The sequence below is a fragment of the Kocuria sp. MNB10 genome (assembly GCF_054073685.1).
Genome location: NZ_CM133411.1, coordinates 1,814,516 through 1,829,448, shown reverse-complemented (window position 1 = coordinate 1,829,448; position 14,933 = coordinate 1,814,516). Strand labels below are relative to the sequence as shown.

14 protein-coding genes and 2 pseudogenes are annotated in these 14,933 nt (G+C 71.1%); 3 read left to right on the top strand and 13 right to left on the bottom strand.

All coding sequences use genetic code 11. The features are described 5' to 3' along the window. The first annotated feature begins 90 nt into the window (after positions 1 to 90). The gene (locus tag ACW9PK_RS08235) at positions 91 to 2,421 is read left to right on the top strand and encodes a DEAD/DEAH box helicase (protein ID WP_400696134.1); all 2,331 of its coding nucleotides are present in this window, start codon (positions 91 to 93) and stop codon (positions 2,419 to 2,421) included. A 128-nt stretch (positions 2,422 to 2,549) separates the two neighbouring features. Here the strand turns inward: ACW9PK_RS08235 and ACW9PK_RS08230 are convergent, their stop codons facing one another. The 7 genes from ACW9PK_RS08230 to ssd all read right to left on the bottom strand — a co-directional run bounded on the left by ACW9PK_RS08230 (position 2,550) and on the right by ssd (position 8,028). Beyond that, a complete protein-coding gene (locus ACW9PK_RS08230; protein WP_085106219.1) occupies positions 2,550 to 2,969 on the bottom strand; it encodes an Rv3654c family TadE-like protein in 420 nt (139 codons plus the stop codon). Position 2,970: 1 nt separating this feature from the next. Then, the gene (locus ACW9PK_RS08225) at positions 2,971 to 3,327 is read right to left on the bottom strand and encodes a TadE family type IV pilus minor pilin (protein WP_457017189.1); all 357 of its coding nucleotides are present in this window, start codon (positions 3,325 to 3,327) and stop codon (positions 2,971 to 2,973) included. Positions 3,328 to 3,704: 377 nt separating this feature from the next. Next, the gene (locus ACW9PK_RS08220; RefSeq protein WP_085106218.1) at positions 3,705 to 3,977 is read right to left on the bottom strand and encodes a DUF4244 domain-containing protein; all 273 of its coding nucleotides are present in this window, start codon (positions 3,975 to 3,977) and stop codon (positions 3,705 to 3,707) included. 184 nt (positions 3,978 to 4,161) lie between these two features. Next, positions 4,162 to 4,680, bottom strand: a complete 519-nt coding sequence (locus ACW9PK_RS08215) for a type II secretion system F family protein (protein WP_368835079.1) — start codon at positions 4,678 to 4,680, stop codon at positions 4,162 to 4,164. 278 nt (positions 4,681 to 4,958) lie between these two features. Next, complete coding sequence (locus ACW9PK_RS08210) at positions 4,959 to 5,744, bottom strand: type II secretion system F family protein (RefSeq protein ID WP_312795614.1); 786 nt, start codon at positions 5,742 to 5,744, stop codon at positions 4,959 to 4,961. Next, on the bottom strand, positions 5,741 to 7,027 hold the full coding sequence (locus ACW9PK_RS08205) for a TadA family conjugal transfer-associated ATPase (protein WP_457015519.1): 1,287 nt from the start codon (positions 7,025 to 7,027) through the stop codon (positions 5,741 to 5,743). The genes ACW9PK_RS08210 and ACW9PK_RS08205 overlap by 4 nt, the downstream gene beginning before the upstream one ends. Continuing rightward, positions 7,024 to 8,028, bottom strand: a complete 1,005-nt coding sequence (gene ssd / locus ACW9PK_RS08200) for a septum site-determining protein Ssd (RefSeq protein ID WP_457015518.1) — start codon at positions 8,026 to 8,028, stop codon at positions 7,024 to 7,026. The genes ACW9PK_RS08205 and ssd overlap by 4 nt, the downstream gene beginning before the upstream one ends. A 435-nt stretch (positions 8,029 to 8,463) precedes the next feature. Here ssd and ACW9PK_RS08195 point away from each other — a divergent pair, with 435 nt between their 5' ends. Beyond that, on the top strand, positions 8,464 to 9,021 hold the full coding sequence (locus tag ACW9PK_RS08195) for a hypothetical protein (RefSeq protein WP_457015517.1): 558 nt from the start codon (positions 8,464 to 8,466) through the stop codon (positions 9,019 to 9,021). A gap of 61 nt (positions 9,022 to 9,082) precedes the next feature. Here the strand turns inward: ACW9PK_RS08195 and ACW9PK_RS08190 are convergent, their stop codons facing one another. From ACW9PK_RS08190 to ACW9PK_RS08175, 4 genes and pseudogenes are all read right to left on the bottom strand, one after another. Next, complete coding sequence (locus ACW9PK_RS08190) at positions 9,083 to 9,781, bottom strand: peptidyl-tRNA hydrolase (RefSeq protein ID WP_457015516.1); 699 nt, start codon at positions 9,779 to 9,781, stop codon at positions 9,083 to 9,085. Next, positions 9,778 to 10,113 carry a 2-oxo acid dehydrogenase subunit E2 gene (locus ACW9PK_RS08185; protein WP_457015515.1) on the bottom strand — a complete coding sequence of 112 codons (336 nt, stop codon included), beginning with the start codon at positions 10,111 to 10,113 and terminating at the stop codon, positions 9,778 to 9,780. Before ACW9PK_RS08185 ends, ACW9PK_RS08190 begins: the two co-directional genes overlap by 4 nt. Before the next feature lie 146 nt (positions 10,114 to 10,259). Continuing rightward, positions 10,260 to 10,550 (bottom strand): annotated as a pseudogene (locus tag ACW9PK_RS08180) (biotin/lipoyl-containing protein); the annotation flags it as partial. 13 nt (positions 10,551 to 10,563) lie between these two features. Then, positions 10,564 to 10,980: pseudogene (locus ACW9PK_RS08175) on the bottom strand (transketolase C-terminal domain-containing protein); the annotation flags it as partial. A 379-nt stretch (positions 10,981 to 11,359) separates the two neighbouring features. On the opposite strand from ACW9PK_RS08175, the gene ACW9PK_RS08170 reads away from it, so the two are divergent. Then, entirely contained in the window at positions 11,360 to 13,120 is a 1,761-nt protein-coding gene (locus tag ACW9PK_RS08170) for a bifunctional 3'-5' exonuclease/DNA polymerase (RefSeq protein ID WP_457015514.1), read from the top strand. A gap of 126 nt (positions 13,121 to 13,246) precedes the next feature. Here the strand turns inward: ACW9PK_RS08170 and ACW9PK_RS08165 are convergent, their stop codons facing one another. Then, positions 13,247 to 14,029 (bottom strand): NUDIX hydrolase, encoded by a 783-nt coding sequence (locus tag ACW9PK_RS08165; protein WP_457015513.1) that lies wholly within the window; start codon positions 14,027 to 14,029, stop codon positions 13,247 to 13,249. A gap of 11 nt (positions 14,030 to 14,040) precedes the next feature. After that, the gene (nth, locus tag ACW9PK_RS08160; RefSeq protein ID WP_457017187.1) at positions 14,041 to 14,904 is read right to left on the bottom strand and encodes an endonuclease III; all 864 of its coding nucleotides are present in this window, start codon (positions 14,902 to 14,904) and stop codon (positions 14,041 to 14,043) included. Positions 14,905 to 14,933 lie beyond the last annotated feature (29 nt).

Here is a 14,933-nt window from a genome sequence, read left to right as displayed (position 1 = left end):
CACAGGCAGGGAGCCGACGACGCGTGGCGGGCCCCGCGCATTGGTGGCCGGGCGGCGTCGTCCCCGCCCGGTGTGGGCCACAATGTCACGGTGACGACTTCGCAGGAGATGGTGGACCTGCTCGGACGCGGACCCCGCCCCGAGCAGGTACGTCATGTGCGCGAGATCCCGGAACGCGAACCCACCCACGCGCCCTGGCCCGAATGGCTGCACCCGGACGTGGTCAGCGCATATGAACGGCTGGGTATCCATGAACCGTACGCGCACCAGATCGCTGCGCTGACCGCTCCGCGACACGCGATCGTGGCCACGGGCACCGCTTCGGGGAAGTCCCTGGTCTACCAGTCCCTCGTGCTCGACGCCGTGCACCGGGGCAAACTCGCGGTGGCCGAACGCCCCGGCCTGCTGCACCATCCGGACGAGGCCACGGCCCTCTACATCTCGCCCACCAAGGCCCTGGCCGCGGACCAGCTCACGTCCCTGCGTGCACTCGGTTTCGCGGACGTGCGCGCGGCGACCTACGACGGGGACACCGATCCCGGCGAGCGCCGTTGGATCCGGGAGCACGCGGACGTGATCCTGTGCAACCCGGACATGCTCCACCACGGGATCCTGCCGCATCACATCGGCTGGTCTCGGTTCTTCCGGCGGCTGCGATTCGTGATCGTGGACGAGGCACATTCCTATCGGGGGGTGTTCGGTTCGCACGTGGCCGTCCTGTTGCGCCGACTTGTCCGGGTCGCGGCGCATTATGGGGCCTCCCCCGTGTTCGTGGGGGCGTCCGCCACGAGTGCGTCCCCGCAGCAGTCATTCGCCAAGCTCATCGGCGCGTCCGAACAGGACGTGACGGCGGTGACCCGTGACACCTCGCCCCACGGTTCGCGCACCGTGGTGCTGTGGGAGCCGGAACAGTCGCCCGGCGGTTCGGACAACGGCGCGCCCCGTCGCCGCACGGTCACAGCCGAGGCCTCCGACATGCTCACCGACCTGGTGCTGCGTCAGATCCGCACGATCGCGTTCATCCGTTCCCGCCGCGGCGCGGAGACCATCGCACAGGCGGCCCACCGGCAGCTCGAGGAGGTGGACCCCTCGCTCGGTCATCGCGTGGCCGCCTACCGTTCCGGATTCCTGCCGGAGGAACGCCGCGAGCTGGAACAGCAGTTGCGGGACGGGCGGTTGCTGGGGGTCGCGAGCACGTCCGCACTCGAGCTCGGGATCGACATCGCGGGGCTCGACGCCGTCCTGGTCGCCGGGTGGCCCGGCACCCGCGCGTCCTTCCTGCAACAGATCGGCCGCGCCGGGCGGGCGGGCCAGCACGCCTTGGCGGCGCTGATCGCCGGTGACGATCCCCTGGACGGCTACTTGGTCAACCACCCCGAGGCAATCTTCGACGTCCCCGTGGAGGCCACGGTGTTCGAGGCCTCCAACCCCTACGTGCTCGCACCGCACCTGTGCGCGGCCGCCGCAGAACTGCCCCTGCGCCCCGACGAACTCGAGCTGTTCGGGCCCACCGCGCGCGACGTCGTCGACTCCCTCACGGACGCGGGGCACCTGCGCCGACGCCCGAGCGGGTGGTTCTGGACCCGGTCCGAACAGCCCGCCACCATGGTGTCGATCCGTTCCGGGGACGGCGGTCCCGTGCAGATCATCGACTCGGAGACCGGCTCGGTGCTCGGCACCATGGGCGCTCCGCAATCGCATTACCAAGCCCACCCGGGCGCGGTCTACGTGCATCAGGGCCGAACCTATCTGGTGGAGGAACTGGACGAGGAACTGCACGTGGCGGCGGTGCGCCGCGCGTTCCCGGACTTCTACACGGTCGCGCGGGACATCACCGAGGTCCGCGTGCGGGACGTGCGCGATTCGATGCAGTGGGGTCCCGTGAGCATTCACCGCGGGGCCGTGGACGTGACCACCCAGGTGGTCAGCTATCAACGCAAACTGGTGGCGTCCAACGAGGTGGCGGGTGAGGAACCCCTGGATCTGCCGCCCCGCCAGTTGTCCACCACGGCCACATGGTTCACGGTCTCCGGGGGTCAGCTGGCCGCGATGGGGATCGAGGAACCGGACATCCCCGGCTCCCTGCACGCCGCGGAACACGCGATGATCGGGCTCCTGCCACTGTTGGCCTCCTGTGACCGGTGGGACGTGGGCGGGCTCTCGACCGCCCTGCACGTGGACACCGAACTGCCCACGATCTTCGTGCACGACGGCCACCCCGGCGGTGCGGGCTTCTCCGAGCGCGGGTACGACATGTTCCGGCACTGGATCACCGCCACCCGGGACGCGATCGCGCAGTGCGAATGCGAGTCCGGTTGCCCCTCGTGCGTGCAGTCCCCCAAGTGCGGCAACCGCAACAATCCACTCGACAAGGCGGGGGCGCTCAAGCTGCTCAACGGGGTGCTGTCCTTCGCGCCGTGATGCGCTCGCGGCTGTCACGCGGCGGGTGGCCGTCCCGCAATGGCTGACTACTCCGAGGTGGGGGACCACTCCGGGGCGGGCGCCTGCTGCGGGGCTGATGGCTGTTCCGGGGGTGAAGTTCCCGGAGCTCATGGCTCCCCCGGCGGCGGTCCGGCCCGGGACACCCCGGTGGCCGGGCCCAGTGACGCGAGGGGTTGCGGCAACTCGATCACCGCGGTGACGTCCACGATCGTGTTCTCAGGGGCCACCACCGCGCACTCGGACAACTGCGCCCCGTTGTCGGCGGCCACCCGCGCAGCCACATCGCACGGGACGCCGGGGCTCAGGCCGCGAGCGACGTCGGCCGCGGCGAGTGCTGCCAAATCCGCCGCCTTGGCCGCACGGTGCGTGAGGATCGCGGCCTGCCCGACGAGCAGGACCACCACGAGGACAAAGCACAGCGTCACGGCCAGTGTCAGACCGTGCACCGTGCCGGACCCCTCGTCGCGATGATCCCCCGCGCCCACTGCTCGAGTCCGATGATGCTCGTGCACCTCGTCCGACGTCATGTCACGGCCTCGCATGATCAAGCGTCCCCGGCCCGGCGCTCGGACCCCCGGTGGTTCCGAGAGCGGTGTCCACGGCCGCGCTGCCCGTGGCCTGCAAGCGCCAATCACTCCACGTCCCCAGGATCCCCGGGGCGGGGCCGTTCACCGCGACCGTGACCCGGTCGTCCGCGACGCTCACCCGGACGACGGCGGTGTCCCCGGCGATCTCACGCGCCGTGCGTTCCACGACCTCGCCGGTTTCTCCCCGGGCGGCGGCGCGCGCGGAGGCCCGGGCGGCTTCCTCGTAGCGCACGGTCGTCATCCCGGCAGCTGCGGCCGCGAGCAGAACGGCCAGGAGCAGGACGAGACCGGGCATCATCACGGCCGTTTCCACCGTGACCGCTCCGGCATCCGGATGTCGTGGTGGGTGCTCCGGCTGTCCCGGTGAGGCTTCGGCGCGATCGTGCGCCGGCACGGTTCTTGACCTTCTCATGGGAGTCCTCCTTCTACCGACGGCCACGCGCTCGCTCACCGGCACTCCACGGTGTTCGAACCACGGTGTGACTGGGGACCGTGGCAGTTCCGGGCGGCGTGGTGGTGGCCCCACTCCGACGAACGGGTCCGCCGGAACAGAAGCGCGGCAGGCCCGGGGGCTCGGAGTGGTTCGGGTGTATGCGGTTCTGGCACCGGGCCCGGGCCGCAGGGTGGCCGGTCCTACGCGGCCCTCCCACGGCCCGGGCCCGGTGGGTGCGCGGTTCAGACGGCCAGGGCCTTCTGGATGATGCCGAGCAACATGCCCGACACGGAGTCCGAGGACAGCACCGCGGCCATGACGCCGCCGAACGCGGCGGCCGCGAGCACGATGACCGCGTACTCCGCCGTGGACGCCCCGAGGTCCGGGTCGTCCGGATCGACGGCGGTGCGGGGCCGCACCTCGGCGGTCGGCATCGACTGGGTCGCATCCTCCACGGGGATCTCCGTGGGATCGTCGAACGCGGTGGTGCAGGCGGGAAGCGTGATCGTGGACATGGTGGTATTCCTGTTCGTTGGGTGTTCGTGATGTGTTGAGGGGTGAGATGGCAGCGGTGTCGCGCACCCGCCTTCGTGACAAGTGGAAGGTTGCAAATACGTGTCTAGATCGGGGCGCAGCATCCTGCGGGCGGCCCCCTCCCCCTCCCCGCAGCGTGAGCGCCGTGCAGGCGCGCGTGGCCGGTCATGATCCGAAGACCCTGGGCAGCAAACTCATGAGCACGGGGACCACACCCCAGCACATGAACGCGGGCAGGAAGCACAGGCCGAGCGGCAGCACGAGCTTCACGGCGAGCGCCTCGGCCGCCCGTTCGGCGCGACGGTATTGCGCTCGCCGCACGAGGTCCGCCTGACCCCGCAGGACGGACGCCGAGGCCGTGGCGGAGGTGGCCGTGAACTCGAGAGCGTCGCGGAAGTCGCGCATGTCCCGGGACAGTTCTTGATCCGCGGGCCACGCCGCGTCCCACGGGAGCCCGAGTCGCAGGGCGGCCGCGACCCGACCCAGCTGCTGGTGGATAGCTCCAGCGCAGCTGTTCGCAAGGACGGACACGGCCTCCGCGAGGGGCAGTCCGGTCTCAAGCTGGCATGCCGTGAGTTCCACGAGTGCCGCGGCGGGTAGAGGGGGGATCGACGCCGCCGTCGCAGTTGCTGCACGGACCGAGGGACCCAGCGATGCGTCCGCCGGCATTGCCCAGGTTGCCACACTCCGAGCATCCCCGGTCGCTCCCGGGGTCGTGGATGACCCAGACGACCGCCCGTTCACCCCGGTCGATCCGATGTCCCCGCCCCGGGCCAATCCGCCGTGAACGGTCGACGTGGCCCTTGAGCCAGGACGAAGAAACCCACCGTTCAACCCCGAACGGGACGACCCGAGCTCACGCGGGGAACGTCGTCGTCCGCGGGGGATCCGCAGCCGCGAGCCGGGAGAAAGCCACACAAGTACACCGCATCCCGCGAGAACACCCGCCATCAGCGCCCCGATCATGACGCGCTCTCCACTTCGGCGCGATGCATCAGGGCCCGGGTCCACAATCGCCCGGCGATGCTGAGGGCGGCACCCGCCGCGAGCGCGAGCCGACCCCACCACGTGGTCAGCAGCGTGGTGATCGGATCCGTGCCCATGAGCACACCGAGCCCCAGCGCGAGCACGGGCAGCCACGACAGCGTCCGCACCGTGACCCGCGGTCCTGCCAGGGCACTGTCCCGGGCGGCCTGCGCGTCCAGCTGCGATTCTAGGGACTCCGCCACGCCCGAGAGCGTGCGTCCCAGGGGCGCCCCGGAACGCTCCGAGATCTCCCAGCACGCGGCGAGCTGGGCGCACACGGACCGCGCGGTGGCTGCGAGGGCGCGATCACCCACGGGCACGGGAGCACTCGCGAAGCGCGTCAGACTGGCGGACACCGGGATCCCGACCTGGGCGGCGGCGTGGACGTCCCCGCACATCCGGGCGATCCACCGCCCCGTGGGTCCCGAGCCCGTGGAGACCGCGGGCAGTTCGCCGAACACCCGGGCGGGTGCCCGCCCCGCTTGCAGCAGCGCGGCCAGTCGGCGCACCACGGTCACCCATTGCATCGCTTCCGCGGCACGATCACGACGACGCCACCGTGCGAACACGCCCGGGCCCACCGAACGCTCGGCACCGCCGTCGGCGTCGTCATCACCCGAGCGGTGTGCGGGTACTGCGAGGCTGCCCCCGCGCGCGCCGCCACTGCTCCAGACGAGCAACGCGGCCGCGGTGAGGACGAAGAGGAGAAACGCGAGCATCATGATGCGTCACGCCCTCGGGCCAGCAGCCGTGCCAGCTGTGGCCACCCGGGCCCCTCGACCGGATGCCCGGACTCCACGGTCAGAGCGGGCCGGGTGCTCAGCACACCGTCCTCGAGGTGGAGAGTGCACAGGGAATCCAGCCTGCGTCCGGCGGGGGTGCGGCTCACGTGGGCCACGAGGTCCAGCGCGTTGGCAGCCTGCAAATCCACGGCGCTACGGCTGAGTCCCGCGAGGGACCCCAGGGCGGCGAGCCGGGCCGGAACCGCCCGCGCGGAGTTCGCGTGCACGGTTCCCGCACCGGAGTGCCCCGTGTTCAGGGCGGTCAGCAACTCGCGGACCTCCGCGCCACGGCATTCCCCCACCACGAGCCAATCCGGGCGCATCCGCAACGCTTGCCGGACCAGGTCCGTGAGGTCCACGGAACCGGCCCCCTCCACGTTCTCCTGCCGGGACTGCATGCCGACCACGTGGGGATGATCGGGGTTCAGCTCCGCGGCGTCCTCCACGAGCACGAGGCGCTGTCCCGGCGCGCACTGGGACAGTAGCGCGGACAGCACGGTGGTCTTTCCGGAACCAGTGGCGCCGCTGATCATGAGATTCGCCCGTGCGGCCACGGCATCCGTGAGGACGTCCGCGAGGAACGGGTGCACGGTCCCGGAGTGCACCAGATCCGCGAGCGACAGCCGCTGCGGAGCCCGGAAACGGATGGACAGCAGTGTCCCCGACGTGGACACCGGCGGGATCACGGCATGCACCCGAAGCCCGGTGGCGGTCTGCACGTCCACGCACGGGTGGCCATCGTCCAGCCTTCGCCCGGCCGCGGTCACGAGCCGCACCGCGAGCGCACGCACGTGCGCCTCGGACGTGAACGGGCTCGTGACACGCTGGATCCCGTCGTGGGTCTCCACGAAGACGTTCTCGTGGCCGTTGACGTAGACGTCGCTCAGTCCGGTCGCCGGCAGTAGTGGCTCCAACGGCCCGAGCCCGGTCAATTGCGCCTTGACGTGCTGCGCGGCTCGGACGGAGCCGACGGCCCCGAGCACCCGGCCCGTCTCCCGCACGGCCTTGGCGATCCTGGTGTCGGTGACCGGACCGCCCTCGGCCAGGAGGCGTTCGCGCACCAGGTCCACGAACGCGGCGTCGTGCGCGGCAGCTTCCGGCCCTGGCGTGACGCACGGGCCGGACCGGGTTGCAGTGTGGTCGACTACTTCCGACCCCGACGCGTCGCGCGGACCGGGCCGGGCGGCGTCGTGATCGTGGGACACCGTGCATGAGACCGTCATGGCAGCTCCTCCAATGCCCGGGCGATCTGCGCCACGGTCTTCGCGTGGCGGGTGTGCCGGCCGCGACGTAGGACGGTGCCGTCGTCGAGGTGCTGGGGCACGCGAGCGTCGAACGCAACGGCCGCGACGCACGGCACGCCGGTGGCCTCGGCCACGACCGGGGGATCCACGTCCGCGACGTTGACCCCGCACACCGCACTCACCACGGGAACGGGTGCGCAACGCCGCACCGTGTGTTCCGCGGCCAGGATCCCGCGCACGGTGCGGGAAGCCAGGACCAGCACGGCATCGCACCAGCGCGCTTGCCGTTCGAGGTCCGAGCGGCACAGATCCACCACCTGGACCGCAGCGGCGCCACGCAGCGCGGCGATCACTGTGGCCATCGGAACGGTGTGCGCTAGGCTCGCGTGGCGATCCCATGAGAGGTACCGCAGGGCATCCAGGCGCGGCATGGCCGCCCACAGTTGATCGGCCGCCACGGTGCCCGAGAACTGATTGAGCTCGGGCCACCGCAGCCCGTCGGTGGTTTCCTCCCCCAGCGCGAGATCGAGGCCCGCGCCCAGGGGGTCACCGTCCACGAGCGCGGTGCCCACCCCCCGGGCCGCGAAGTGCCCCGCGAGCCAGCACGCCACCGTGGACGCGCCCACTCCCCCGGTAGCGCCGACGACGCCGTACACCCGCCCGGTCGTGCGTGGCAGTTCGGAATCGGACGAGCGGGAGATCATGTCCGCGAGCCACGCGGCCGCGTGCGGTAACACCACCACGGCGGACGCCCCGAACCTCACCGCGGTGTCCCACGCGTCGGCGTGTTCGGTGAGCGCCACGACCACCGCCCCGCGGGGTACGACGTCCCCGGCCCAGGCGGCATCCACGAGCACGACGTCCGACGGCGCCGCTCGCGCCCCCGCACCGTCGTCCGTCACCCTGAGCGCAACCCCGGCGCCGATACACACGGCCTCAACGGCCTCCACGAGGTCAGGGGTGGTGCTGAGCAACTGCACGCTGCCCGTCGCCGTGCTTCCCCTCGGTGCACGTCCCCCCGCTGCGCTGGCCCGCGAGCGCGCCGCGATCGGGGACTCGCGATCCGCGGGGACCGGCCCGGCAGGGAGCGGACCACACCCCTGATCGCCATGGCCACTGTCAAAGGCTGCGTAAGACCGACTGGCCGCGCGGCGGGCTCGACGCGAGGCGCCCGGAGGGTCGACGGGAGCCGTGATGGATGCGGTGTTCATGGCACCAACCTGGCCGGTGACACCCACGTTCCGCGCCCGCTGGCCCGCACTGTGCAGCGTTGCGGGCACCCGCCGCGGCGTGCCGGGTGCTGTGCAGATCGCCCGCCGCGGGGACGGAGGGTTCCCCGTCGTGCGTGCTCGCCGAGTATTACGAAACGGTCACCGGTGGTGCACAGTTGTCCGGGGAAGCACCACCATGAGCTGATGGACCTCAACCCTGTGACACGAACATCGGCCGTCGCGGCGCTGATCCTGAATGTGCTCTATTGCCTGCTGGTGCTCGCCCTGCTGCTCTGGGTGTTCCACTGGGGCCGGGTCAGCATCATAGTGGTGGCTCTGCTTCTCCTGGCCGTCATCATCATCCCCGGGTTCTTCGCTCTGCGCCCGCAGACCGAGCGGGGCGAGGACTACACCATCACCTCATACGGTGCCCGCGGCCAAGGGCAACTCACGGTACCGGTGCCCGTCTCCGAACTTCCGAGACTGGTCGAGCGTGCCTGCGCCCAGCACGCGAAACTGGGCTTGCGAGAACTCGATGTGCAGGGCGGGCGGATCTCGGTGGGAATCACGTTCTCGTCGTGGGGCGCGCGCGTCCGATTCGTCTTGCGACCCGTCTCGGAGACCGCGTCGCAGATCGTGGCGACCTCGCGTCCTCGGATGCCACTGGAACTGTTGGGTCGGGCCGGGAGCGAGGCAAACCTGTCCGTGCTGTTCCGCGGCGTGGCACAGGAGGCCGAGCGCACGCACACGAGCGTGGCCTGAGCACCGCCCGACCGCGCGCGGTGCATGCCCCATGAGGCCCGGCTCTCAGCTGAGCCGCCGCTCAGGCGGGTTCCACCCACCACGCCCGGGTGGTGTCGGTGGGGCCGTCCAGCTCGGTCAACCCCGCGTCCGTGACCGTGACCGGCCTCTGGACCCCGCCCCACTCCTCCCGCGAGGGGAACTCCACGCGCACCCGGTAGTCGTCCACGCGCCAGCGTTCCCGCACTGCTTCGGGCATGGCCTCCCACGCGAGCTGCGCGGCGTGCCCACACTGCGCCGCGAGCTTGCCGCTCGAGATCCCGAGTCCCGGGGCCACCTCCACGGTGACCACGGCATTCTGCGTGGCCGAGGCCCCGACGGCGGGGAATTGCGTGCCGGACACCTGCAGCTTGTACAGTTGCTTGGGCAGGGGCTGCACGGGTGCGGGCACGAACGCCCTCACGGCCGCGGTGCCGTGCTCGTCCGCTGCCGTCGTCGGCGCCTTCTGCGCCACCGTGACACCGGGTAACGCCTGCACGTCCTCCCAGCGCTTGCCGTCCGCGCGCCGCACAAGTTTGCGGATTTGCACGTCCCGCCACGTCCGCACGGCCTCGTGCCATGGCCCACCCGGGACGCTGCGTTCGTCGGCCAGCAGCATCACGACGGCGCGCGCCGCCGCTTCCGCGACGTCTACCTCCCGTGCGGGGCGCCCACGATCCCGGTACACTACCAGTTGCATGGCCCAGGGGACGTCGTGGGTCTCAGTCGGCTCGGCACTCATGGCCCCGAGTCTCCCACGCGGATCCGCAGCGCGAGCTCGCCCACGGACAGCGCGTGCGTGTCCGGGACCACGGGGACCATGAGACCGCGGTCCGTGGCCGTGGCGATCCCCAGGTGCACGCGGCGGGAGACCGAGATCTGCTCACCCTGCAGCGAGGGGTTGAGCTCCGGAGTCCGGTGCAGGGCCCAGCACATGGCCCGCGATAGCACGGCCAGGGGGTTGACCCGGGCGTATCCCTCCGCACCGCGGCTGCGCGCCACGAGCTCCATGGTGCGCGTGACGTCCACGTCCAGGAACTCGGTGAGGTGCGGCGCGGTGAACGCAGAAGCCACGTCGCCTGCGCCGTGGCCTTGCGGACGCCCTTCAACGGGATGGTCCACGTCTCGTCGCCCTCCGGGGCGCCGGGCGACGTCGTCGGCGCGACCTCCGGGAGACCACCGGTGCCTACCAGGTGCTGCGCGAGGTCCCTGCGGGTGACCTCGCCGGCCGGACCCGTTCCGGTCAGCGCGGCGAGATCCACTCCGGCGTCCTCGGCCACGATGTCGATGATGGGCCTCCCCACCTCCACCGTGGCTCCCTCGGGGGCGAGCATCGTCGCCACCGATCCCGCGGTGGGACACGGCAGTTCCACGACCGACTTGGCGGTCTCGATCTCCACGATCACCTGGTTGACCTTCACGGCGTCACCGGCGGCGACTTTCCAGGTCAGGATGTCCGCTTCCGTGAGGCCCTCGCCGACGTCGGGGAGCTTGAACTGGGCTGTATTCATGATCTTCTCCTGCATACTCGAGAGCCCGGTCGATCCCGTCGAGGATTCTGTCCACGTCGGGCAAGTAGTGGTGCTCGGAACGCGACGCCGGGTACGGGGTGTGGAACCCGCCCACGCGGATCACGGGTGCCTCGAGGTCGTAGAAGCATTTCTCCCCGACCCGCGCGGCGATCTCAGCGCCCACACCGAAACTCGTGGGCGCTTCATGGACGATCACGAGACGACCCGTCTTGCGCACGGAGGTCACCACGATGCCCGCTTCCACGAGGGGAGCATCGATGACCCGCTGGTCACCGAAGTCCTTCTGCAGCCCGTCCGTGATGCGGAAGACCCCGCCCAGCGCGCCGATGTCCTCCCCGAACAGCACGACCCTGGGATCGTCCTCGAGGGCCTTGTGCAGTCCCCGGTTGATGGCAGCGGCCAGGGTCATGGTGGTGTTCTCGGCCCCGGGTGCCTGGGCCGCGGTCCCAGCTCGCCCTGGCGCTGGAGAGCCGTGGCCTCCTGGTCGAATCTGCGTAACAGGACCATGGATCGGTACATGGTCATCAGGTCGGTAATCTCGAGGGTATCAAGCTCGTATCCGTTCGGGGACAGACGCTCGCCGCTGGGACTGATCATCTGCACGGGATGAGGTTCACACAGTCCCGTTCGTTCCGGATCCATCACCTCGTTGTGAACGTTCATGTCGCTCTTCGAAGTAACGCGTATTCAATTGTCATGAGGTCTCTGTGATGCAGGTCACTACGCCTATCCCGCGCGGCTCCGCCAGGAGGCCCGGGCGTACCCGATCCACGCCCCATACTGGGAGCATGCACATTGTGGTGGCCGCCGCAGAGCCCGGGTCCTGGGTGTTGCGGGTGGCCTCCGCGAACGGCAAGCCCGCCGGGGAACCGCACACCGTCACGGACGAGGGCCTCGCCTTCGAGGTCGCCCGGCGCGAGAACGCGGCACGTGCCGCGGGCGTGGTGCCTCCCGTGTGGACGTGGCTCGAGACTTCCGTCCCCGCCGCACTGCTGCTCGCCGCGGGCGTGTGGGTGACCCGCTGCCGGGACCTGGGACTGTGCGCCACGATCCTTGCCACGGCCGCGACCGCCCCCGGATCCGGCGCGCCCGATCCCACCTCGGACGAGCCCCGCCCACTCGACTACCGTCCCGTGATCGAACCCGCGGACCCGCGCCGCGTGCCCGGTCCGCGCGCCCCGGCCGAACCGAGCAGCCAGGGGTCGCTGTTCGCCGTCGTCGAGCAGCGCGGGCCCGGGACGGACGAGTTGATCGCGGAGCTCGCCGCGCAGAACCGGGCGTGCGAGACCGCGCGCTATCCCCGGCGGATCGAACGCCTGCTGGCCCTCGAGTCCCAGGGCGCGTTGGTGGCCGCGGACATGCGCCACCACGGCGTCCCCTGGAGCCCCCGGGCCCACGAGGAGATCCTCGAGGAGCTGCTCGGTCCCCGTCCGGTCGGTGAGGAGCGGCCCGCGCGCATGCAAGAACTCGCCCGGCAGGTACGTGACGTGCTCGACGCCCCCACCCTCAACCCGGACTCCCCCGTGGAGCTGCTCAAGGCCCTGCGCAACGCCGGGGTGGACGTGGACACCACGCGCGCGTGGAAACTGCAGGACTGGGCCCTCGTCAACGGCCGGCCGCAGGAGCAGCGCGTGGCCATCGTGGAACCGGTGCTCGAGTACAAGAAACTCTCCCGGATCTTCTCCGCGACCGGGTGGCACTGGTTGGACACATGGGTGCGGGAGGAGCGCTTCCACCCCGAGTACGTCGTGGGCGGCGTCGTGACCGGACGATGGGCCGCGCGCGGCGGCGGTGCGCTGCAGATCCCCAAGTACATCCGCGGCGCCGTGCGCGCGGATCCCGGCTGCGCGCTCGTCGTGGCCGACGCCGCCCAGCTCGAGCCGCGAGTGCTGGCCATCCTCGCGCGCGACGACGCTCTGGCCGAGGCGTCGCGCGACCGTGACCTCTACGAGTCCATCGCACTGCAGGGCGAGGCACGCGGTTCGGAACTCAAGGAGCGGGCGCACGCGAAGCTCGCGCTGCTGGGCGCGATGTACGGTGCGACGTCCGGGGCCGGCGGGCGGTTCATGCCTCACCTGGCCCGAATGTTCCCGCGCGCCGTGGGTTACGTGGAACACGCCGCGCGCGTGGGCGAGCTGGGGCACCAGGTCTGCACCTACCTGGGCCGCTGGTCACCCGTTCCCGGGGCGGAATGGTTTGAGGTGCAGCGCGCCACGGCCACCCAGGCCGGCGAGCGCCGGGCCACCCAGGCCGCGCGCGGTCACGGCCGGTTCTCCCGGAACTTCGTGGTCCAGGGCTCGGCCGCCGAGTGGGCGCTCGCGTGGTTGGGGCACATCCGACAGGGTCTGCACGACGCCGGCCTGGACGCACAGCTCGTGTTCTTCCTGCACGATGAGGTCATGGTCCACTGTGCCGAGCAGCATGCGCCCCGGGTGCGGGACCTCGTGACGCAGGCGGCCGAACAAGCGGTGATCACGGTGTTCGGCAGGGTACCCGTAGCGGTCCCGGTGGCCACGACGGTGGTGACGTCGTACGCGGATGCGAAGTGACCGCGGCTGCGCGCACCAGCATTACGCTGAGACGTCCCGCTCGTGAATAGCGTCCTGCTGGTGACCTCGCGGACCGTCCGCACCATGCGCCTCGACGGGGACCGAGGGTGAACGGCGCTGAAAGGGTTACGCCTTCGGCCCGAACCTCGGCGCGGGGCGCCTGATCGAGCGGTCCCACTCCACGGACCAGCCGAGCCAGTCGAGCACGCGGTCGATGATGACGCCGGTGAACCCCCACACGGTGATGGGCTCGGCCACGCCCGCCACGCGCACGTCGAACGCCGGGGACTCGTAGGTGTGCTGCCCGCGGGTCACGGTCGCGTAGTACCGGTGGGCGGGGTTGATCAGGTCCAGCACCGGCACCCGGAACACCAGGGAGGACTCGGCGTGGTCCACCACGTCCACGGGGGACGGGCTGCGCCACCAGCCGATCACGGGCGTAACCAGGTGGTTGCTCACGGGCAGCGGCACGGGGTGCAGTGCACCGAGGACCTCCACGCCGTCCGGGTCCACCCCGGTCTCCTCGTGGGCCTCCCGCAGTGCCGCCCGGATATGGGGTGCGCTCACGCGCCCGCCGGGCACGTCCAGGAAGGTGTCGGGTTCGCCGTCGGGCGGATCGAGGCGCCCGCCCGGGAAGGCGACCTGGCCGGGGTGGGCACGCAGGGTCGCGGCGCGCTGGACGAGCAGCACGTCCAGGTCACGTCCCGGCCCGTCCGTGTGCTCGGCGTAGTGCGAGGGCACGGCGTCCAGCGCGCCGAAGAGGATGAGCACCGCGGAGTGCCGGTGGTTCTCGTCCAGCTCGCCGATCCGCCACGGTTCGCGGTCGTGCATGATCACGGAATCACCGTGCCGGGCAAGCTCCACGAGCTGATCACGGGGGTCGGCCCCGTGAGGGTCGGAGGGGGTCATGCGAAGTCCTTTCACGCGCCGAGGGTGTGTCCGTCGGCGCGCAGTTCGCGGCGCGTGCGCCCGGCCAGGAAGCCCGCGAGCAGCTCCTCGCGGCCCGGGGCGAGTTCGTAGGCCAACAGTTTCCGGGCGGCCAGTGGATCGGTGGGGCCCGTGCCGTAGGAGGGGCACAGATCCGCGACCGGACACACTCCACACGCCGGTTTGCGCGCGTGGCACATCCGCCGCCCGTGGTAGATCAGTTCGTGGGACAGCTCGGTCCACACCGCGGGCGGGAACAGGGCGGCCACGTCCGTCTCGACCTTGACGGGGTCCTCCTGGTCGGTCCAGCCGAAGCGGCGCGCGAGCCTGCCGAAATGCGTGTCCACCGTGATCCCGGGGACCCCGAACGCATTGCCGAGCACCACGTTCGCGGTCTTGCGCCCCACGCCGGGCAGGGTCACGAGCTCGGCGAGCGTACCCGGGACACGGCCGTCGTACTCGTCCACGATCCGCGTGGCCAGCCCCTGAATGGAACGCGCCTTGGACCGGTAGAACCCGAGCGAGCGCACCCGTTGCTCGACGTCCTCGGCCGGCGCCTCGGCCAGCTCCCAAGGCCCGGGGTATGCGGCGAACAGCCCCGGCGTCACCGAGTTGACGCGCACGTCGGTGGTCTGCGCGGAGAGCACCGTGGCCACGAGCAGCTGCCACGCGTCGTCGAAATCCAATTCCGCCACGGCGTACGGATAGCTACGCGCGAGCTCGCGCTGGATCCGCCGCGCGCGCCGCGTCGTCGCCAACCACGTTTCGCCCCCGGTACGACGACGCCGCGCGGCCGCCTGCTCGGCCTGGCGCGGGGGCACGAAGCGCACGTGGGCAGCGGCGGCCGGGGAGTCCATGTCCTCGATCATGGTGGCCGCCGTGGCGG

Bases quoted from the DNA above. Each gene is read 5' to 3' on its own strand.
- ACW9PK_RS08230 (WP_085106219.1), bottom strand. From the start codon at position 2,969: ATGACGTCGGACGAGGTGCACGAGCATCATCGGACTCGAGCAGTGGGC.
- ACW9PK_RS08225 (WP_457017189.1), bottom strand. From the start codon at position 3,327: ATGATGCCCGGTCTCGTCCTGCTCCTGGCCGTTCTGCTCGCGGCCGCA.
- ACW9PK_RS08220 (WP_085106218.1), bottom strand. From the start codon at position 3,977: ATGTCCACGATCACGCTTCCCGCCTGCACCACCGCGTTCGACGATCCC.
- ACW9PK_RS08210 (WP_312795614.1), bottom strand. From the start codon at position 5,744: ATGATGCTCGCGTTTCTCCTCTTCGTCCTCACCGCGGCCGCGTTGCTC.
- ACW9PK_RS08205 (WP_457015519.1), bottom strand. From the start codon at position 7,027: ATGACGGTCTCATGCACGGTGTCCCACGATCACGACGCCGCCCGGCCC.
- ACW9PK_RS08195 (WP_457015517.1), top strand. From the start codon at position 8,464: ATGGACCTCAACCCTGTGACACGAACATCGGCCGTCGCGGCGCTGATC.
- ACW9PK_RS08190 (WP_457015516.1), bottom strand. From the start codon at position 9,781: ATGAGTGCCGAGCCGACTGAGACCCACGACGTCCCCTGGGCCATGCAA.
- ACW9PK_RS08170 (WP_457015514.1), top strand. From the start codon at position 11,360: ATGCACATTGTGGTGGCCGCCGCAGAGCCCGGGTCCTGGGTGTTGCGG.
- ACW9PK_RS08165 (WP_457015513.1), bottom strand. From the start codon at position 14,029: ATGACCCCCTCCGACCCTCACGGGGCCGACCCCCGTGATCAGCTCGTG.
- nth (WP_457017187.1), bottom strand. From the start codon at position 14,904: ATGGACTCCCCGGCCGCCGCTGCCCACGTGCGCTTCGTGCCCCCGCGC.